This window comes from Pantoea sp. BJ2, assembly GCF_040255075.1.
GTDB classification, from domain to species: Bacteria; Pseudomonadota; Gammaproteobacteria; order Enterobacterales; family Enterobacteriaceae; genus Pantoea; species Pantoea leporis.
Window position 1 is genome coordinate 3328273 of sequence record NZ_CP158292.1, and the last position, 16333, is coordinate 3344605.

A 16333-nucleotide genomic window follows, 5' to 3' on the forward strand; every position below is an offset into this window, starting at 1 on the left:
CCAGAAAACGGAAAATCCCCTGTAAAACAGGGGACTATTTCAAGGGGAAATCATCACTACGCGCATTATCGGTTGAATGCCCGCGCGAATTCCATACGCGAACCGTAAGGGTTTCGTTAAGGTGATTAAGATTTCCAGCCGCCGCCTAACGCCTTGTACAGGGTGATTTTCTGGCTCAATTGGCCGAGATGCGCGCTGATCAGCGACTGCTGCGCACTGTAAAGCGATCGCTGGGCCACTAACACATTGAGATAATTGTCGACGCCTTGCTTGAAGCGCAATACAGAATAGTCGTAGTCGCGCTGATTGGCGCCAACCTCCTGTTGCAGCGCCGTCAGCTGATCCTGCCAGGTATCCTGACCGGCCAGCGCATCGTTCACCTCTTTAAACGCGGTCTGGATCGCCTTCTCATAGTCAGCAATCTCAATGCGTTTCTCGATATGCGCGATATTTAGGTTGGCCTGGTTTTTACCACCGTCAAAAATCGGCAGGTTAATCGATGGCATGAATGACCATGCGCCGGTGCCGCCGCCCAGCAGGCTGCCAAGCGAGCTGCTGGTGGAGCCGCCGGACGCGGTCAGCGTGATGCTCGGGAAGAAGGCGGCACGCGCCGCGCCGATATTGGCATTAGCCGCCTTCAGCGTGTGCTCCGCCGCCATGATATCCGGGCGACGCGTCAGCAGATCCGACGGTAAGCCAGCGGGCGTGGCCGGGAAGTGCCAGTTGGCGTCCAGCGTGGCGTGTGACAGCAGCGTGGCGGGCAGATCGGTGCCGACCAGCAAGCGCAGCGCATCCACATCCTGCCGCACCTGCCGCGTGTAACTCGCCACGTCCGCCTGCGCCGCCCGCACCGTGCTTTCGGCCTGCGCCAGATCCTGATCGCTGCTGGCACCGCCGTCGTAGCTGAGCTTGGTCAGGCGATAAGATTCCTGCTGGCTTTGCGCGGTGTGTTGCGCCAGATGCAGCAGATCGTTATCCGAACTCAGCGTCAGCCACGCCATCGCCACTTCCGCGATCAGTGAAATGCGCGTGGCGCGTTCGGTGGCGGCGCTCGACAGATAGGTTTCCTGCGCCTGATCGCTCAGGCTTTGCAGGCGGCCAAAGAAATCCAGCTCCCACGAGGTGACGCTCAAGCCGCTGTTCAGCTCGTGATAGGTCACCGCGCCGCTGGTTTTGGTGTTGTAGAGATTGGCCGGTTCATGCGCCGAAGTCTGGCTGGCCGTGGCGTTGATCGACGGCATCAGCGCCGCGCGCTGCACCGTGACGCCCTGCTGCGCCTCTTGCACGTTCAGCGCCGCCACGCGCAGGTCGCGGTTGTTATCGAGCGACAGCTGGATCAGGTTGCGCAGCGTGGCATCGGTGAAGAAGTTCTGCCACGGTAAATCGGCGACGTTGCCGACGGGCGTCGCCTGATCGTATTTAGCGTCCACCGGCAGCGCCGGGCGCTGATAGTGCGGTGCCAGCGTACAACCGGCCAATGCCAGCGCGAGCGGCAACAGCGCCAGACGGAAGTTATTCATGTTCATTTTTAACCACCTCTGCGGATGTTTGTTTCTTACGCGCAAAGAACTGCGAAACCACCACGTAGAACATCGGCACAAAGAAGATGGCGAGGAAAGTCGCGGTGATCATACCGCCCGCCACCGCCGTACCAATCGAATGCTGGCTGCCTGCGCCCGCGCCGTTGGATATGGTCAGCGGCAGCACGCCGAGAATAAACGCCATTGAGGTCATGATAATCGGACGGATACGCAGCCGCGCCGCTTCTACCGCCGCTTCCACCAGCGTTTTGCCCTCGCGCTCATGCAGCTCTTTGGCGAACTCCACGATTAGGATGGCGTTTTTCGCCGCCAGCCCCACGGTGGTCAGCAAGCCGACCTGGAAGAACACATCGTTCTGCAGGCCGCGCAGCAGCACCGCGCTAATGGTGCCGAGAATGCCGAGCGGCACCACCATGATCACCGAGAACGGAATCGACCAGCTCTCGTACAGCGCCGCCAGACACAGGAACACCACCAGAATCGAGATCAGATAGAGCTGCGTGGTTTGGCTGCCAGATGCCTGCTCCTCATACGAAATGCCGTACCACTGCACGCGGAACCCATGCGGCAGCTGCTTCGCCAACAGCTCCACCGCTTTCATCGCTTCACCGGTACTTTGGCCCGGCGCGGGCGATCCGAGAATCTCTTCGGCGGTTAAGCCGTTAAAGCGTTCAAAGTGCGGCGAGCCGTACACCCATTTGCCCGAGGCGAAGGCGGAGAATGGCACCATGGTGCCGCTGCTGTTGCGGAAGTACCATTTGTCGAGATCCGACGGTGTAACGCGCGAGTCCGCTTTACCCATCAGATAGACCTCTTTCACGCGGCCGTTGTACATGAACTGATCGATGTAGCTGGAGCCCCACGCCACCGACAATGTGTTGTTGATGTCGGTCATGCTCAGGCCGAGCGCGCTGGCCTTCTCATCATTGATCTCCAACTGATACTGCGGCTCATCTTCCAGCCCGTTAAGACGGACCTGCGCCAGATGCGGATCGTTGTTCGCCAACGTAATCAGCTGATGCGCGGCATCCATCATCTGCTGATGGCTGTGCGCGCCGGTATCCTGCAGATAGAGATCGAAACCGGTGGCGTTGCCCAACTCCATCACCGCCGGCGGCACCATGGCGAAGATTTTGGCGTTCTGATAGTTGGCGAAGTGCGCCATCACGCGGTTCGCCAAATCCTGCACGCTTTGACCGCTGTGCGTGCGGTCGCCCCAATCTTTCAGGCGCACAAAAGCCATGGCGTTGCTCTGGCCGCGACCGGCAAAGTTAAAGCCCGCCACGCCAAAGGTGGTGGTCACCACCGACGCTTCGTTCTGCTGCAGATAGGCGTTGAGATCGTTGATCACCTGCTGAGTGCGCTGCGATGACGAGTTCACCGGCAGCGTGATCTGCACCATCATCAAGCCCTGATCTTCACCCGGCAGGAAGGTGGTTGGTACGCGGGTGAACAAAAAGCCCGTCACGCCAACGATCACCAGATAGATCACCAGGAACAGGCCGCGACGGGAAATCACTTTGCTGGCGCCGTGGGTGTAGTGCATTGCCCCGCTGTCGAACTTGCGATTAAACCAACCGGCGAATCCGGTGGTTTTGTGCTCCGCCGCCGCCGGTTTCAGCAAGGTGGCGCACAGCGCAGGCGTGAAGATCAGCGCCATGATCACCGACAGCGCCATCGCCGAGACGATGGTGACCGAGAACTGGCGGTAAATGACACCGGTCGATCCGGAGAAGAACGCCATCGGCAGCAGCACCGCCGACAGCACCAGCGCAATGCCAAACAGCGCGCCCTGAATCTGCTGCATCGATTTAATGGTGGCGGCTTTCGGGTCGAGCTGCTCTTCGTGCATTACGCGCTCAACGTTCTCCACCACCACAATGGCGTCATCCACCAGCAGCCCGATGGCCAGCACCATACCGAACATAGTGAGGGTGTTAATGCTGTAACCAAAGGCCGACAGAATGCCAAAGGTGCCCAGCAGCACCACCGGCACCACCAGCGTGGTGATCAGCGTGGCGCGCAGGTTTTGCAGGAAGATCAGCATTACGAAGAACACCAGCACCACCGCTTCGATCAGCGTTTTCACCACCTCTTCAATCGAGGCGCTGACCACCGGCGAGGTGTCGTACGGATACTGAATCTCGACGTTATCCGGCAGCGAATCTTTCAGGTCGGCGATGGTTTGGCGCACCGCCTTGGCGGTATCCAGTTCGTTGGCACCGGTTGCCAGACGCAGCGCGATACCGGCGGCCGGTTTGCCGTTCATGGTGGCATCGATGCCGTAACTTTGCGGCCCGAGCGCGACGCTGGCCACATCTTTCAGCCGCACCTGCGAGCCGTCGCTGTTCACCTTCAGCAGCACATTCTCAAACTGCTTCACAGTGGTGAAACGGGTTTTGCCGAGGATGGTCGCCTCGGTTTTTGCGCCCTGAATGGTCGGCAAACCACCGAGTGAACCGGACGATACCTGCACGTTCTGGTTATCAATCGCGGTGGTGACATCGCTCGGCATCAGGTTGTATTTGTACAGCCTGGCCGGATCGAGCCAGATGCGCATCGCGTATTCGGAGCCCAGCACCATGAAGTCGCCGACGCCCGGCGTACGCGAGATCGGATCTTCCAGTTTCGACACCAGCATGTCGGCCAGATCGCCGTTGGTCAGCTTGCCGTCTTTGGCGATCAGCCCGATGACCATCATGAAGTTTTTCTGGTACTTACGGATACGGATGCCTTGCTGGGTGACATCGGTGGGCAGCTGCGACTCCGCCAGCGACACGCGATCCTGCACCTGAACCTGGGCGATATCGGGATTGATGCCCTGATTAAAGGTGGCGATGATCTGCGCGCTGCCGTCCGAGGCGCTGCTCGACTCCAGATAGCGCAAACCATCCAGACCGTTCAGCTGCTGCTCAATGACCTGCACCACGGTGTTTTGCGTGGTTTCGGCGCTGGCACCAGGATAGGTCACCGAGATGGAGACCGCTGGCGCGGAGATATTGGGATATTGATTGACCGGCAAACTGATGGCGGCAATCGCGCCGACCAGCATCACGATAATGGCGATAACCCAGGCGAAGATTGGACGTTCAATAAAAAACTTCGACATGCCGCCCCCTTATTGCGCCGCTGCGTCAGTCATCGAAAGACTCACCGCATTGGCGGATGGCGTGTCGTTGGTGTTGGCGGCGCTGGTGGTGACTTTCACCCCGCTGCGCACGCTTTGCAGGTTGTTCACCACCACGTTTTCCCCTTGCTGCAAGCCCGAGGTCACCAGCCATTCTCCTTTGATCATCTCGCCGGTGTGGATGCTGCGCTGCTCGATGGTGTTGTCGCTTTTCACCACAAAGACATATGGCTGACCTTTGGTGTCATGCATGATCGACTCTTGCGGCAGCAGAATGCCTTGCTGCTGAATGCCCTGCGGGAAGCTGGCATGCACGTACATGCCGGGCAGCAGTTCGTTATTCGGGTTCGGGAATACCGCGCGCAGCACCACGGTGCCGGTGGCGGTATCGACGTTCACTTCCGAGAACGCCAGCTTGCCCTGCTCGGCGTACTGGCTGTTATCTTCCAGCGACAAGCCCACGGCGGCGGTGTTGTCGGTCATTTTGGCGATTTTGCCGTCGGCCAGCGCGCGGCGCAGGCGCAGCAGATCGGTGGAGGATTCGCTGACATCAACATAGATCGGATCAAGCTGAGTGATGGTGGCGAGATAATCGGTTTGCCCGTTGGTGACCAGCGCACCGGCGGTGTACAGCGAGCGGCTAATGTGGCCGGAAATCGGTGCTTTCACCAGCGTGTAGTCGAGATTCACTTTGGCGGTTTCCACGTCGGCCTGCGCTTCACGCGCGGCGGCGACCGCATCGTCGTAGGTTTGCTGGCTGATGGCGTGTGCGTTGGCCAGCGGCTGATAGCGCTTCACCACCATCGCATCGTTCTGCCAGGTCGCCATGGCTTTGTCGTAGGCGGCTTTATAGGTGGCCGGATCGATTTGATACAGCGGCTGGCCGGCTTTCACTTCACCGCCCTCGGTAAACAGGATTTTTTCAATTACGCCGCTCACCTGCGGACGCACCTGCGCAGTTCTCACCGCCGTGGTGCGGCCTGGCAATTGGCTGACAAGCGTAACGGGTTGCGCTTTGAGGTTGACCACGCCCACTTGCGGGGTGGCGGATGCGGCGGGCTTTGCTCCGCCCTGGTCACAGGCTGCCAGTAAAAACACCACGCTGGCAGAAAGAAGTTTCAGGCGCATAGTTGTTCTCTAAAAGATAGGAAGGGAATAGTCACGAAGGTAATGACTTGAAAGCCATTGTAGGGAGGCGGGTTAAGCGGGGTTGTTAAGGTTGCGTAAAATATATTTTCCAAAGGAAAATGGTAAACCTTTCGTGCCATAAAGGGTTGGGATTTTTAGCGTTTTGCGGGTTTTCAGCCCCGAAATCGATTATCGAAAATTTCGTAGCGGCGCAATTTATTGCGCAAGATAACAGCGGGAAAAAGGTCAACGGAGCGCAATGAATTGCGCCGCTACGGTTATGTGCACGCAATAACAACCGATTCAACCTTTGGGTTCGATGCCTCTGCGGCGCAGCTCGCGGCGCGCCAGCTCTTTTAACCAGCATGACAGCGTGACGTTGTCGTCGTCAGTCACACTGCGCAGCTGCTCGTGCAGCTCCGGGTGAATGCGTAACTGAAACGCCGAAGAACGGCCCTCGCCTTTTGGCGTGCGGTCTTTGGTTTTTGGCATCGCGGGTTGGCCTCAACGAGTCGCAATAAAAAATCGCCCCTTAAAGCGCTACCAACACCGTAAGGGGCTAGCGAACCGCCATGGAATGCGACATCGCGGTGCGTTACCTACAGGTTACACAACCCGATATTTTTATGTTGCCGGGGAAGTGTTAAGACTCAGACAAGAGGTGTGAGCGAGTTCGCACGGCAGTAAATTACAGGCAAAAAAAACCCACGCATCTGCGTGGGTCGGTGTAATAACAGGGTACTGCCAAAGCAGCTTGTTTCACACCCATCAATACCTCTGGGATCTCCATACTCGCACCGATGAGTCGGTGAAAGACAGGTGCAAAAAGCAACGGTGTTTGGGGAAGTGAAACGAGGTGTGAATATTCTCCACACCTCACTTACACTTTTGATTTAACTAAGATTTGTCTGAAGAAGGTTTACTGTAGATCGCATCGGGTGCCACGTTCATGTGCTTGAGTACCGGGCCCATGATGTTGCCGAAGATCGGTGCCGCCACCGAGCCACCAAAGTGATCGCCCGCGGTGGGATGGTTGATCATTACCACCAGCGCCACTTCCGGATGGCTGGCGGGCGCGATGCCGGCGGTGTAGTTGATATAACCGCCATCGTACTTGCCGCTGGTGCCCATCTTCTCTGCGGTACCGGTTTTGGTCGCCAGACGATAACCCGGCACCGCCGCTCTCACCCCGGTGCCGCCCGGCAGTACGTCGCTCTCCAGCATATGCACCACGGTTTGCACCACTTGCGGGTTCGCCACCTGTTTGCCTAACACCGGCGGCGTCACTTTGGTGATCGACAGTGGACGATAAACGCCGTACGAACCGAGCGTGGCGTATTCACGCGCAATCTGCAGCGGCGTGACGCGCAGGCCGTAGCCAAAGGCAAAGGTGGCGCGTTCGATATCAGCCCAGCGCTCGCGGTGCAGCGGGAAGTAACCCACGCTCTCACCGGTCAATCCCAGCCCGGTAGGTTTACCCAGGCCAAATGCCTGATAGGTATTAACCAGCGCTTCAGCGGGCATCGCCAGCGCAATGTGCGAGACGCCGATGTCACTCGATTTCTGCAAAATGCCGGTCATGGTGAGGCGTGGCCAGTGGCCAACGTCGCGAATTAAGTGGCCGTTGACGCTGTACGGCGTGGTATCGATCACCGAATCGGCGCGCACCAGATGGCGCTCCAGCCCTTCCATCACCACCAGCGGTTTCACCGTGGAGCCGGGTTCGTAGCTGTCGTTGATCGCCGAGTTACGCATCTGCGCCGGCGTGGCATTTTCATAGTTGTTCGGGTTGAACGACGGATAAGAGGCCATCGCCAGAATCTCGCCGGTATCGATTTTCACCAATACCGCCGCACCCGAATCCGCTTTGTTAAGCAGCACGCCGTCGCGCAGTTTGCTGTAGAGCGTGAATTGGTCGAACTTGTCGATGCTGAGCTGCACGGTTGGCGGCTGTTGTGGCGGCTGGTAATCGATCATCGCAATGATGTTGCCTTCACCATCCTGACGATAAACTTCTTTGCCCGGATCGCCCTGCAGCACATGGTCGAAGCCCTTCTCGATGCCGTTCAGGCCGTTGCTGTCGGCCCCTACAATGCCAATCAGCGGCGCAGCTGCTTCACTCATCGGATAGAAACGGCTGTCGTTATACACCGAGCTGATACCTTTGAGTTTCAGCTCGGCGATATCTTTGGCGATGCCGAGTTCGATTTTGCGGCCCAGATAGAGGAAGCGTTTTTTCGGGTTGGCGGTGATGGCCGCGCGCAGATCTTCCGGACGCTGATTGAGCGCGGCCGCCAGATAAGCCCATTTGGCGCTGGTGAAATCGGGATTTGCCTCCAGCACGCGCATTGGATCGGCGATGATGTCACGTGCCGGAACGCTCAGCGCTAATGCCTGGCCGTCGCGATCCAGCAAGGTGCCACGGTTAGTTGGCAACGTTACGGTACGCAGCGAGCGCTGATCGGCTTCGTGCTCCAGCATCGGATGCTTGATCAGCTGCAGGTCACCAACGCAAATCAGCAACAGCACCAGACAGCAGAACACGCCAAGGCAGATCAGGCGAAAACGAAATGGGTTAAAGGGCGCTTTTATCTGGTCTTTTCCCAGAAATTTTTTAATTGGGGGCATAACGTCCACTGCGATAAAAAATCAGGCTTAATGCCAGCAGTTATAAAGAAACGTAAAGCGAGTTGACAGGAAAACTGTGTTTCGATTCGTTAAGCAAAAAAAACCTGCGCATCTGCGCAGGTCGGTGTAATCAAGAAAACTTTTTGATGTTCACCCATCAATACCTCTGGGACCCTGACTGTAGCAAGGTGGCACGCTGGGAAACCATCGCCTAAACGCAACAGTTACCGGCAAAATGTAACCAGCGATGAGATTATTCGTTGCCCATTCACATCAGATGTTTTTTGATTTCCACCAGGCAACTCATGGCGTTAGGACCCTGCGTTAACGACGAGGTGCCGATATCCAATGTCAGGACATTCGGGTTGCCGGCGCGATCCCACGGTTGCCAGGCGCGACCAAAGCCAGGATCGAACCAGGCGCCGGTGGCGATGATCACCACGCCCGGCGTTACCCCGTCGGTCAGGCGCACACCGGCCAGCATGCGCCCGCGCGCATTGCTCACCTCAATCTCATCGCCATCCTGAATATCACGCGTTGCCGCATCCTGCGGATGCATATATAGCGTCTCATGTCCGACGGTTTTGTTGCCTTGCACCGTGGCGGTGGCGTCCATCTGGCTGTGCAGACGATCGGATGGCTGAATCGAGATCATATGCAGCGGGAACTGTGAACTGAGCGGCGCGCCCAGCCACTCCTGCGGCTCGCGCCACTCGGGATGTCCGGCGAAATCTTCCAGCTGATAATCGGCAATAGTTTGGCAGAACAGCTCAATCTTGCCGCTGGCGGTTTGAATTGGATGCGTTTCTGGGTTAGCGCGGAAATCATCCATAAACACGAACGGCTTGCCGCCTTCAGGAATCTCGACAAAACCGCGCTCCCAGAATTCCCCGAACTCCGGGAACGGAATATCACGCCGCGCATGCGCTACCGCGCACTGCAGATACAGATGCTCGATCCACTGCATCTCATTGCGCCCTTCGGTGAACACATCACGATAGCCGAGGCGATCGGCGATATCAGCGAAGATGTCGAAATCATTGCGCGCCTGATGCTGCGGCTTGATGGCCTGATGCATCGCCAGCACGAAGCGATCGCGCGACGATCCGCCGATGTCGTTGCGCTCCAGCGTGGTGGTGGCGGGCAACACGATATCCGCCATCTGCGCCGCCGGCGTCCAGACAATATCCTGCACAATCACGGTATCCGGGCGCTGCCAGCCTTCCACCAGACGATTGAGCTGCTGATGATGATGGAACGGATTGCCGCCCGCCCAGTGCACCAAATGGATATCCGGATAGTGCTGGGTTTCACCCTGGAATGCGTACGGCTGGCCGGGATTGAGCAGCATGTCGCTGATGCGCGCCACTGGAATCGACAAATTGCCCGGATTCGGGCCGGTGCTCATCATGGGTGCCGGGCCATCCTGACGCGGATTGCCGACGCTGTTCATCGAGCCATGACCAAAGGAGAAACCGCCGCCCGGCAAGCCTGGCTGACCGAGCATTGACGACAGCGCAATCATCATCCAGTACGGCTGCTCGCCGCGATGGGCGCGCTGTACCGAATAGGAGCAGGTAATAAAGCTGCGTTTGCCGATCAGCTGCTGCGCCAGCAAAGCAATGCGCGCCGCCGGAATGCCGGTAATGCTGCTGGCCCACTCAGGCGTTTTAGCGATGCCATCGCTTTCACCGAGCAGATAGCCGCGCAGCTGCGGCCAGCCGGTGCAGTGGCTGGCGAGGAAGCTTTCATCCAGCGCGTTACGCCTGGTGATCTCAAAACCCAGCGCCAGCATCAGCGCCACGTCGGTGTTCGGGCGAATCGGAATCCACTCGGCATTGACGAACGCCGGGCAGTCATCGCGCATTGGGCTGATGTTAATGATTGGCGTGCCTTTGGCGCTGAGCTGCTCCAGCGCCGGTTTCAGGCTGTGCTGCCCTGCGCCGCCGGACGCCACCTGCGCGTTTTTCAGCGCCAGGCCGCCGAAGGCGATAAAGATGTCGGCGTGCTGCACCACTTGCGGCCAGTCGGTGACGCGGCCGGTGAGCGGCATGTAGGTGCCAATCACGTACGGCAGGAAGAACTGCGCCGCGCCCCAGCTATAATTACCTTGCTGGTCGACGCCGCCGCCGCCCTGAAAATAGAAGCGACGAATCAGCGTGCGCGCGTGGTTGACGCGTCCCGCCGATGACCAGCCGTAAGAGCCGTTGAAAATGCCCGCTGCGCCGTAGCGATCGCGCACGCGGCGATTCTCTTCCGCCACCAAATCCAGCGCGGTATCCCAATCTACCGCCACGAAATCTTCCCGACCGCGCAAGGTGCGATCGCTGTTCTCGCGCGACTTCAACCATGAACGGCGCACCATCGGCTGGCGAATACGCTTATCTGAATAGACCAGTTCAGGAATGGTGTTAAGCATCGGCGAGGGATCGGCATCGGCGAAGAAGGGTTCACAGCCAATCAGGCGATCGTTTTCGGTGACGGCAGTGAATGCGCCCCAGTGCGCCAGGTGTGGCACGCGAGTTTTCATGGTTTTTGGGTCCGGCAGGCAGGTGTGATTGTGTCTGGCAGCATAACATGAGCCTGTAACCGAGCTAAAGCGCGGCTGTGAGCGCCTGATTTTCCGTGCTTTTGCGACAGCGCTGGCATTCTGCCGGGTTGCTACAGGGTGGGTTTTCCGTAACACTGGTGGCATGTGTAAACGTTTTCCCGGATGTAGATAATCGCATGGCTACCATTAAGGATGTTGCCCGTATGGCTGGGGTGTCGGTTGCGACCGTCTCCCGCGTCATCAATAATTCGCCCAAAGCCAGCGAGAGTTCTCGCCTCGCCGTTACGGCGGCAATGGAGCAGTTGCAGTATCACCCGAACGCCAACGCACGCGCCCTGGCGCAGCAATCCACCGAAACCCTGGGTTTAGTGGTGGGCGATGTTTCCGATCCGTTTTTTGGCGCGATGGTCAAAGCGGTGGATGAAGTTGCGGGCCAGACCGGCAACTTTTTGCTGATTGGTAACGGTTACCACAATGAGCAAAAAGAGCGTCAGGCGATTGAGCAACTGATGCGCCATCGCTGCGCCGCCTTAGTGGTACACGCTAAGAAAATCCCCGACGACGATTTAGAGATGTTGATGAAGCAGGTGCCGGGCATGGTGCTGCTGAATCGCCTGCTGAAAGGCTTTGAACATCGCTGCATCGCGCTGGATGACCGCTACGGCGCCTGGCTGGCAACGCGTCATCTGATTCAGCAAGGCCATACGCAAATCGCCTTTATCTGCTCCACTCACACCATTTCCGATGCCGAAGATCGTCTGCAAGGCTATTACGACGCGCTGAAAGAGCACGGTTTGCCGTGTAATGACCGTTTGGTGGCGTGGGGCGAACCAGACGAGGTGGGCGGCGAGCAGGCGATGACCGAATTGATGGGACGCGGCAAGCAGTTCACCGCGGTGGCCTGCTACAACGATTCGATGGCCGCCGGTGCGCTGGCGGTGCTGAGTGATAACGGCATTAGCGTGCCGGAAGAGATGTCGCTGATTGGCTTCGATGATGTGCTGGTGTCGCGCTATGTGCGTCCGCGTTTGACGACGGTGCGTTATCCGATTGTCACCATGGCGCAACAGGCGGCGCAACTGGCGCTGGCGTTAGCCAATGGCAGCGAGATGCCGGAAGTGACCAATATGTTTAGCCCCACGCTGGTAAGACGGCATTCGGTGAGTGGGCCGGGTTAAATCCTGGTGCGCGCTTTCCCTCACCCTAACCCTCTCCCGCAAGCGGGAGAGGGAATGATTAGGTGGAGTGAACCTCGGATTTACAGCTTGCTTGGGCGGCTCCTTCTCCCGCTTGCGGGAGAAGGCTGGGATGAGGGACAACGCGCACCCATCACAAATACCGCGAATACACCTTCACCCGCACATCCGGGAACTCCAGCGCGTCGCATTGATACTGCCAGCCAAAACGTTCGTAATAGCCGCCAAAGGTGGACCATAACCACAGCTTGTCATGACCGCGCTGCTGCGCGAAATCGATCACATGCTGCTGCAGCGCTTTGCTCAATCCCTTGCCGCGCGCGGACTCCTCAACAAACAGCGCCGCCACCCACGGCGTGAGATCCTGACGGCTGATCAAATCGCAGCGCCAGAATCCCACCGTGCCGAGCGGTATGTCGCCGTCCAGCGCCACGAAGGTCACCGGAAAGTCGGCGCCGTTGAGGCTGCTGCGCACAATGCTGTGGTAAAACTCACGCGACGTACCGTCACCAAACGCCTGCCACAGCCAGTCGGTGATCTGCGTGGCGTGATGCGGCACCTCGCTGAGCGCGACGATCTTCATCAAATCAGCTCCAGCGCCAGCAGCTCCTGAATGGTCTGCGCACGACGAATTTCACGCGCCGCGCCATTCTCGAACAGCACTTCCGGAATCAGTGGACGGCTGTTGTAGTTCGACGACATCGACGCGCCGTATGCGCCGGTATCGTGGAACACCAGATAATCGCCGACCTGCGCCACAGGCAGCGCACGGGTTTCTACTTTGCCACCTTCGAGCTGCGTGAACACGTCGCCCGATTCACACAGCGGACCGGCCACCACGCTCTCCACGGTGGCGTCGCCCAGCGCGCGGCCATCGACCGGCAGCAAGGAAATGTGGTGATAGCTGCCGTACATTGACGGACGCATTAAATCGCTGAAACCGGCATCGACCAGCACAAAGTGACGGCTGCCCATCTCTTTTACCGCGCGTACCTGTGACACCAGCACGCCCGATTCAGCAACCAGGAAGCGGCCTGGCTCAATCTCCAGTTTCACCGGGTGACCGAGGTGCGCAGCGATACGCTCACGCGCGCCGTTCCACAAGCCGTAATAGTGCTGGGTATCAATGGCTTCTTCGTCAAAACGATACGGAATCGACAAACCGCCACCGGCAGAAATCGCTTCCAAATCCTGCCCAAATGCCACCACCTGATCGACCATCGCGTCACACACCTGCTGCAGATGGCCATAATCCACGCCGGAACCGATGTGCATATGCAGGCCGACCAGACGCAGGCCGTGCTGCTGAATCGCCGCCAGCGCCAGCGGCAGATCGCTGTGCCAGATGCCGTGTTTACTGTTCTCACCGCCGGTGTTGGTTTTCTGGCTGTGACCGTGACCAAAACCCGGATTGATGCGCAGCCACACCGCGTGGCCCGGTGACAGCTCGCCCAGTTGATGCAGCATATCCACCGAACCGGCATTGACCGGCACTTTCAGCTCGGCGATACGCGTCAGGGTTGGCTGATCAAACACATCGGCGGTGAAGACGATATCTTCGCCGCCCGGCTGATAACCGGCGGCAATAGCACGCTCGATTTCACCCAGCGATACCGAATCGACTTTGACGCCCGCCGCACGCATCAGACGCAAAATGTGAATGTTGGAGCAGGCTTTCTGCGCAAAACGCACCACGTCGAAGGCGCCGAGCTGCGCAATGCGCTGCTGAATAATCGCCGCATCATAAGCCCAGAATGGGCCGGCATAACGCTGCGCCAGCGGCAGTAAGTTGGCGGCAGTTAACGCGGTTTCGGTGTTGTTGAGTGGGCGTGGCATGTCAATTCTCCTGTGTGATTGAGGCTATTTAGCCACAGCGCATCAATTCAGAAAAATATCTGTTTTAGCGACGTCTATACAAATATGATATGGGTTATCTGGAGGAGACAATGGCAAAAATTAACTGGCGACATATCGAAATTTTTCACGCGGTGATGACCAGCGGCAACCTGACGCAGGCCGCGACGCTGCTGCACACTTCGCAGCCCACGGTGAGCCGCGAACTGGCGCGCCTCGAGCAGCAGCTCGGCCTGCAGCTGTTCGAACGGGTGCGCGGCCGCCTGCAGCCCACGGTACAAGGCTTGCGGCTGTACGAAGAGGTGCAGCGCTCGTGGTACGGGCTAGATCGCATCATGGATGCCGCCGAAGGGTTGCGTCAGTTTCGTCAGGGTGAATTGTCGATCGCCTGCCTGCCCGTGTTTTCTCAGTCGCTGTTGCCGCCGCTGCTGCAGCCCTTTCTTCAGCGCTATCCGCAGGTTAGCCTGAATATCATTCCGCAGGAGTCGCCGTTGCTGGAAGAGTGGCTGTCGGCACAGCGTTACGATCTCGGCCTGACCGAAACCCAACACGCACCGGCGGGCACCGAACGTTTGCCGCTACTGACCTGTGACGAAGTGTGCGTGCTGCCGCCACAGCATCCGCTGTGTCAGCGCGAGGTGCTGACGCCGCAGGATTTCCACGGTGAAAACTACGTCAGCCTGTCGCGCAGCGATAGCTATCGTCAGCTGCTGGATTCCCTGTTTCATGAGCAGAATGTGGAGCGTCATCTGGTGCTGGAGACGCACAGCGCGGCGTCAGTGTGCGCGATGGTGCGCGCGGGCGTGGGGATTTCGATTGTGAATCCGCTGACGGCGCTGGATTACGCCGACAGCGGTGTGGTGATGCGTCGCTTCAGTATTGCCGTGCCCTTCACCGTGAGTCTGGTGCGGCCGCAGCATCGACCGGCTTCGGCGCTGGTCGATCACTTCTGCGACCACCTGCAACGGCACGTGGCGGCGTTTCCACAACGTATTGCCGAGCGGCTGGCTTAAGCGTTGACCGCTTCGCCCTGCCCGCCCGCTTTGCGGAAGGTGATCAGGCAGATCACCAATCCGACCGCGGCCAGCGCAGCAGCGGCAACCGGCACCGACGTCAGGCCGTACCCTTTCTCGATCACCGCGCCACCAACCCACGCGCCGAGCGCATTGCCGACGTTGAAGGCGGAGATATTCAGCGTAGAGACCAGATTCGGCGCATCTTTGCCGTGGCGCACCACGTTAATCTGCAAGCCCGGCACGGTGGCGAAGGTCGCCATCGCCCACAGGAACAGCGTGATTTCCGCCAGCCACAGCGCATGGCTGGTCCAGCTGAACAGCAGCGAGAACACCGCAATCAGCACAAAGCTGAGGATCAGGCTGAACGACACTTTCCAGTCGGCCAGCTTGCCGCCGAGAATGTTGCCGACGGTCAGACCCGCGCCAATCAGGAACAGCGTCCAGCTAACACCCCGATCCGAGATACCGGTCACCTGCAACAGCAGCGGGGCAATGTAGCTAAACAGCGCAAACATCGCCGCCGCAAAGAACACCGTCATCAGCAGCGACAGCCACAGTTTGCCGTTGGCCAGCGCGCTGATTTCACTCGCCAGATGCACCGGCTTCTCTTCTTTGTTGGTCGGCAGGCTCACCATCAGCGCGATAAAGGCGAAGATGCCGATGATCGCCACGCCCCAGAAGGTGGCGCGCCAGCCAAACATCTGACCAAACCAGGTGCCGAGCGGCACGCCGAGCACGTTGGCCAGCGTCAAACCGGTGAACATCAGCGCCACGGCAGAAGCTTGTTTACCTGGAGCGACCAGGCTCGCCGCCACCACTGCACCGATGCCGAAGAACGCACCGTGACACAGCGCCGTCACCACACGCGCCAGCATCAGCAGGTTGTAGGTGTAGGCCAATGCACAGAGCACGTTACCGATGATGAAGATGATCATCAGCAGAATCAGAGTACGTTTACGCGGCAGTTTGGCGGTCAGCAACGCCATGATCGGCGCGCCAATAGCAACGCCCAGCGCGTAGCCGCTGATCAGCCATCCCGCAGAAGGAATGGTCACTTGCAGATCGCCCGCCACCTCGGGCAGCAATCCCATAATGACGAATTCCGTGGTGCCGATGGCGAACGCACTCAGCGCCAGCGCCAGTAATGCAACAGGCATAACACACTCTCCCAATAATTTTTTGCAGGCGGGCCGCACTGCGAACGCAGTACGGTGACAACAGACGCTTATTAAAATTTGAACTGCGTCACATTGTTATTAAAGCATAGCCCTTCCATGCCAACCACCCTGCGC

The 16333-nt window shown here is 58.6% G+C and carries 11 protein-coding genes; 2 read left to right on the forward strand and 9 right to left on the reverse strand.

All coding sequences use genetic code 11. The features are described from left to right. Nucleotides 1-125 precede the first annotated feature (125 nt). The 6 genes from AAF463_RS15390 to AAF463_RS15415 all read right to left on the reverse strand — a co-directional run bounded on the left by AAF463_RS15390 (nt 126) and on the right by AAF463_RS15415 (nt 10954). The gene (locus AAF463_RS15390; RefSeq protein WP_350261048.1) at nt 126-1526 is read right to left on the reverse strand and encodes an efflux transporter outer membrane subunit; all 1401 of its coding nucleotides are present in this window, start codon (nt 1524-1526) and stop codon (nt 126-128) included. Continuing rightward, on the reverse strand, nt 1513-4650 hold the full coding sequence (locus AAF463_RS15395; protein WP_350261049.1) for an efflux RND transporter permease subunit: 3138 nt from the start codon (nt 4648-4650) through the stop codon (nt 1513-1515). Before AAF463_RS15395 ends, AAF463_RS15390 begins: the two co-directional genes overlap by 14 nt. 9 nt (nt 4651-4659) lie before the next feature. Then, the gene (locus AAF463_RS15400) at nt 4660-5796 is read right to left on the reverse strand and encodes an efflux RND transporter periplasmic adaptor subunit (RefSeq protein ID WP_350261050.1); all 1137 of its coding nucleotides are present in this window, start codon (nt 5794-5796) and stop codon (nt 4660-4662) included. A gap of 303 nt (nt 5797-6099) precedes the next feature. After that, nucleotides 6100-6288 carry a hypothetical protein gene (locus tag AAF463_RS15405; protein WP_061719884.1) on the reverse strand — a complete coding sequence of 63 codons (189 nt, stop codon included), beginning with the start codon at nt 6286-6288 and terminating at the stop codon, nt 6100-6102. Between the two features lie 405 nt (nt 6289-6693). Further along, nucleotides 6694-8424 (reverse strand): penicillin-binding transpeptidase domain-containing protein, encoded by a 1731-nt coding sequence (locus AAF463_RS15410; RefSeq protein ID WP_061719881.1) that lies wholly within the window; start codon nt 8422-8424, stop codon nt 6694-6696. A 268-nt stretch (nt 8425-8692) separates the two neighbouring features. Then, nucleotides 8693-10954: a molybdopterin-dependent oxidoreductase gene (locus AAF463_RS15415; protein WP_350261051.1), complete on the reverse strand. Its 2262-nt coding sequence runs from the start codon at nt 10952-10954 to the stop codon at nt 8693-8695. Between the two features lie 197 nt (nt 10955-11151). Here AAF463_RS15415 and galR point away from each other — a divergent pair, with 197 nt between their 5' ends. Further along, entirely contained in the window at nt 11152-12153 is a 1002-nt protein-coding gene (gene galR / locus AAF463_RS15420) for an HTH-type transcriptional regulator GalR (protein ID WP_350261052.1), read from the forward strand. A gap of 151 nt (nt 12154-12304) precedes the next feature. Here the strand turns inward: galR and AAF463_RS15425 are convergent, their stop codons facing one another. After that, nucleotides 12305-12754: a GNAT family N-acetyltransferase gene (locus AAF463_RS15425; protein WP_350261053.1), complete on the reverse strand. Its 450-nt coding sequence runs from the start codon at nt 12752-12754 to the stop codon at nt 12305-12307. After that, entirely contained in the window at nt 12754-14007 is a 1254-nt protein-coding gene (gene lysA, locus AAF463_RS15430; protein ID WP_101761975.1) for a diaminopimelate decarboxylase, read from the reverse strand. Before lysA ends, AAF463_RS15425 begins: the two co-directional genes overlap by 1 nt. A 110-nt stretch (nt 14008-14117) precedes the next feature. Between lysA and AAF463_RS15435 the strand changes: the two genes are divergently transcribed. Next, a complete protein-coding gene (locus tag AAF463_RS15435) occupies nt 14118-15038 on the forward strand; it encodes a LysR family transcriptional regulator (RefSeq protein WP_350261054.1) in 921 nt (306 codons plus the stop codon). Here the strand turns inward: AAF463_RS15435 and AAF463_RS15440 are convergent. Continuing rightward, nucleotides 15035-16198 carry an MFS transporter gene (locus AAF463_RS15440; protein ID WP_101761973.1) on the reverse strand — a complete coding sequence of 388 codons (1164 nt, stop codon included), beginning with the start codon at nt 16196-16198 and terminating at the stop codon, nt 15035-15037. The genes AAF463_RS15435 and AAF463_RS15440 overlap by 4 nt on opposite strands. Between the last annotated feature and the right edge of the window lie 135 nt (nt 16199-16333).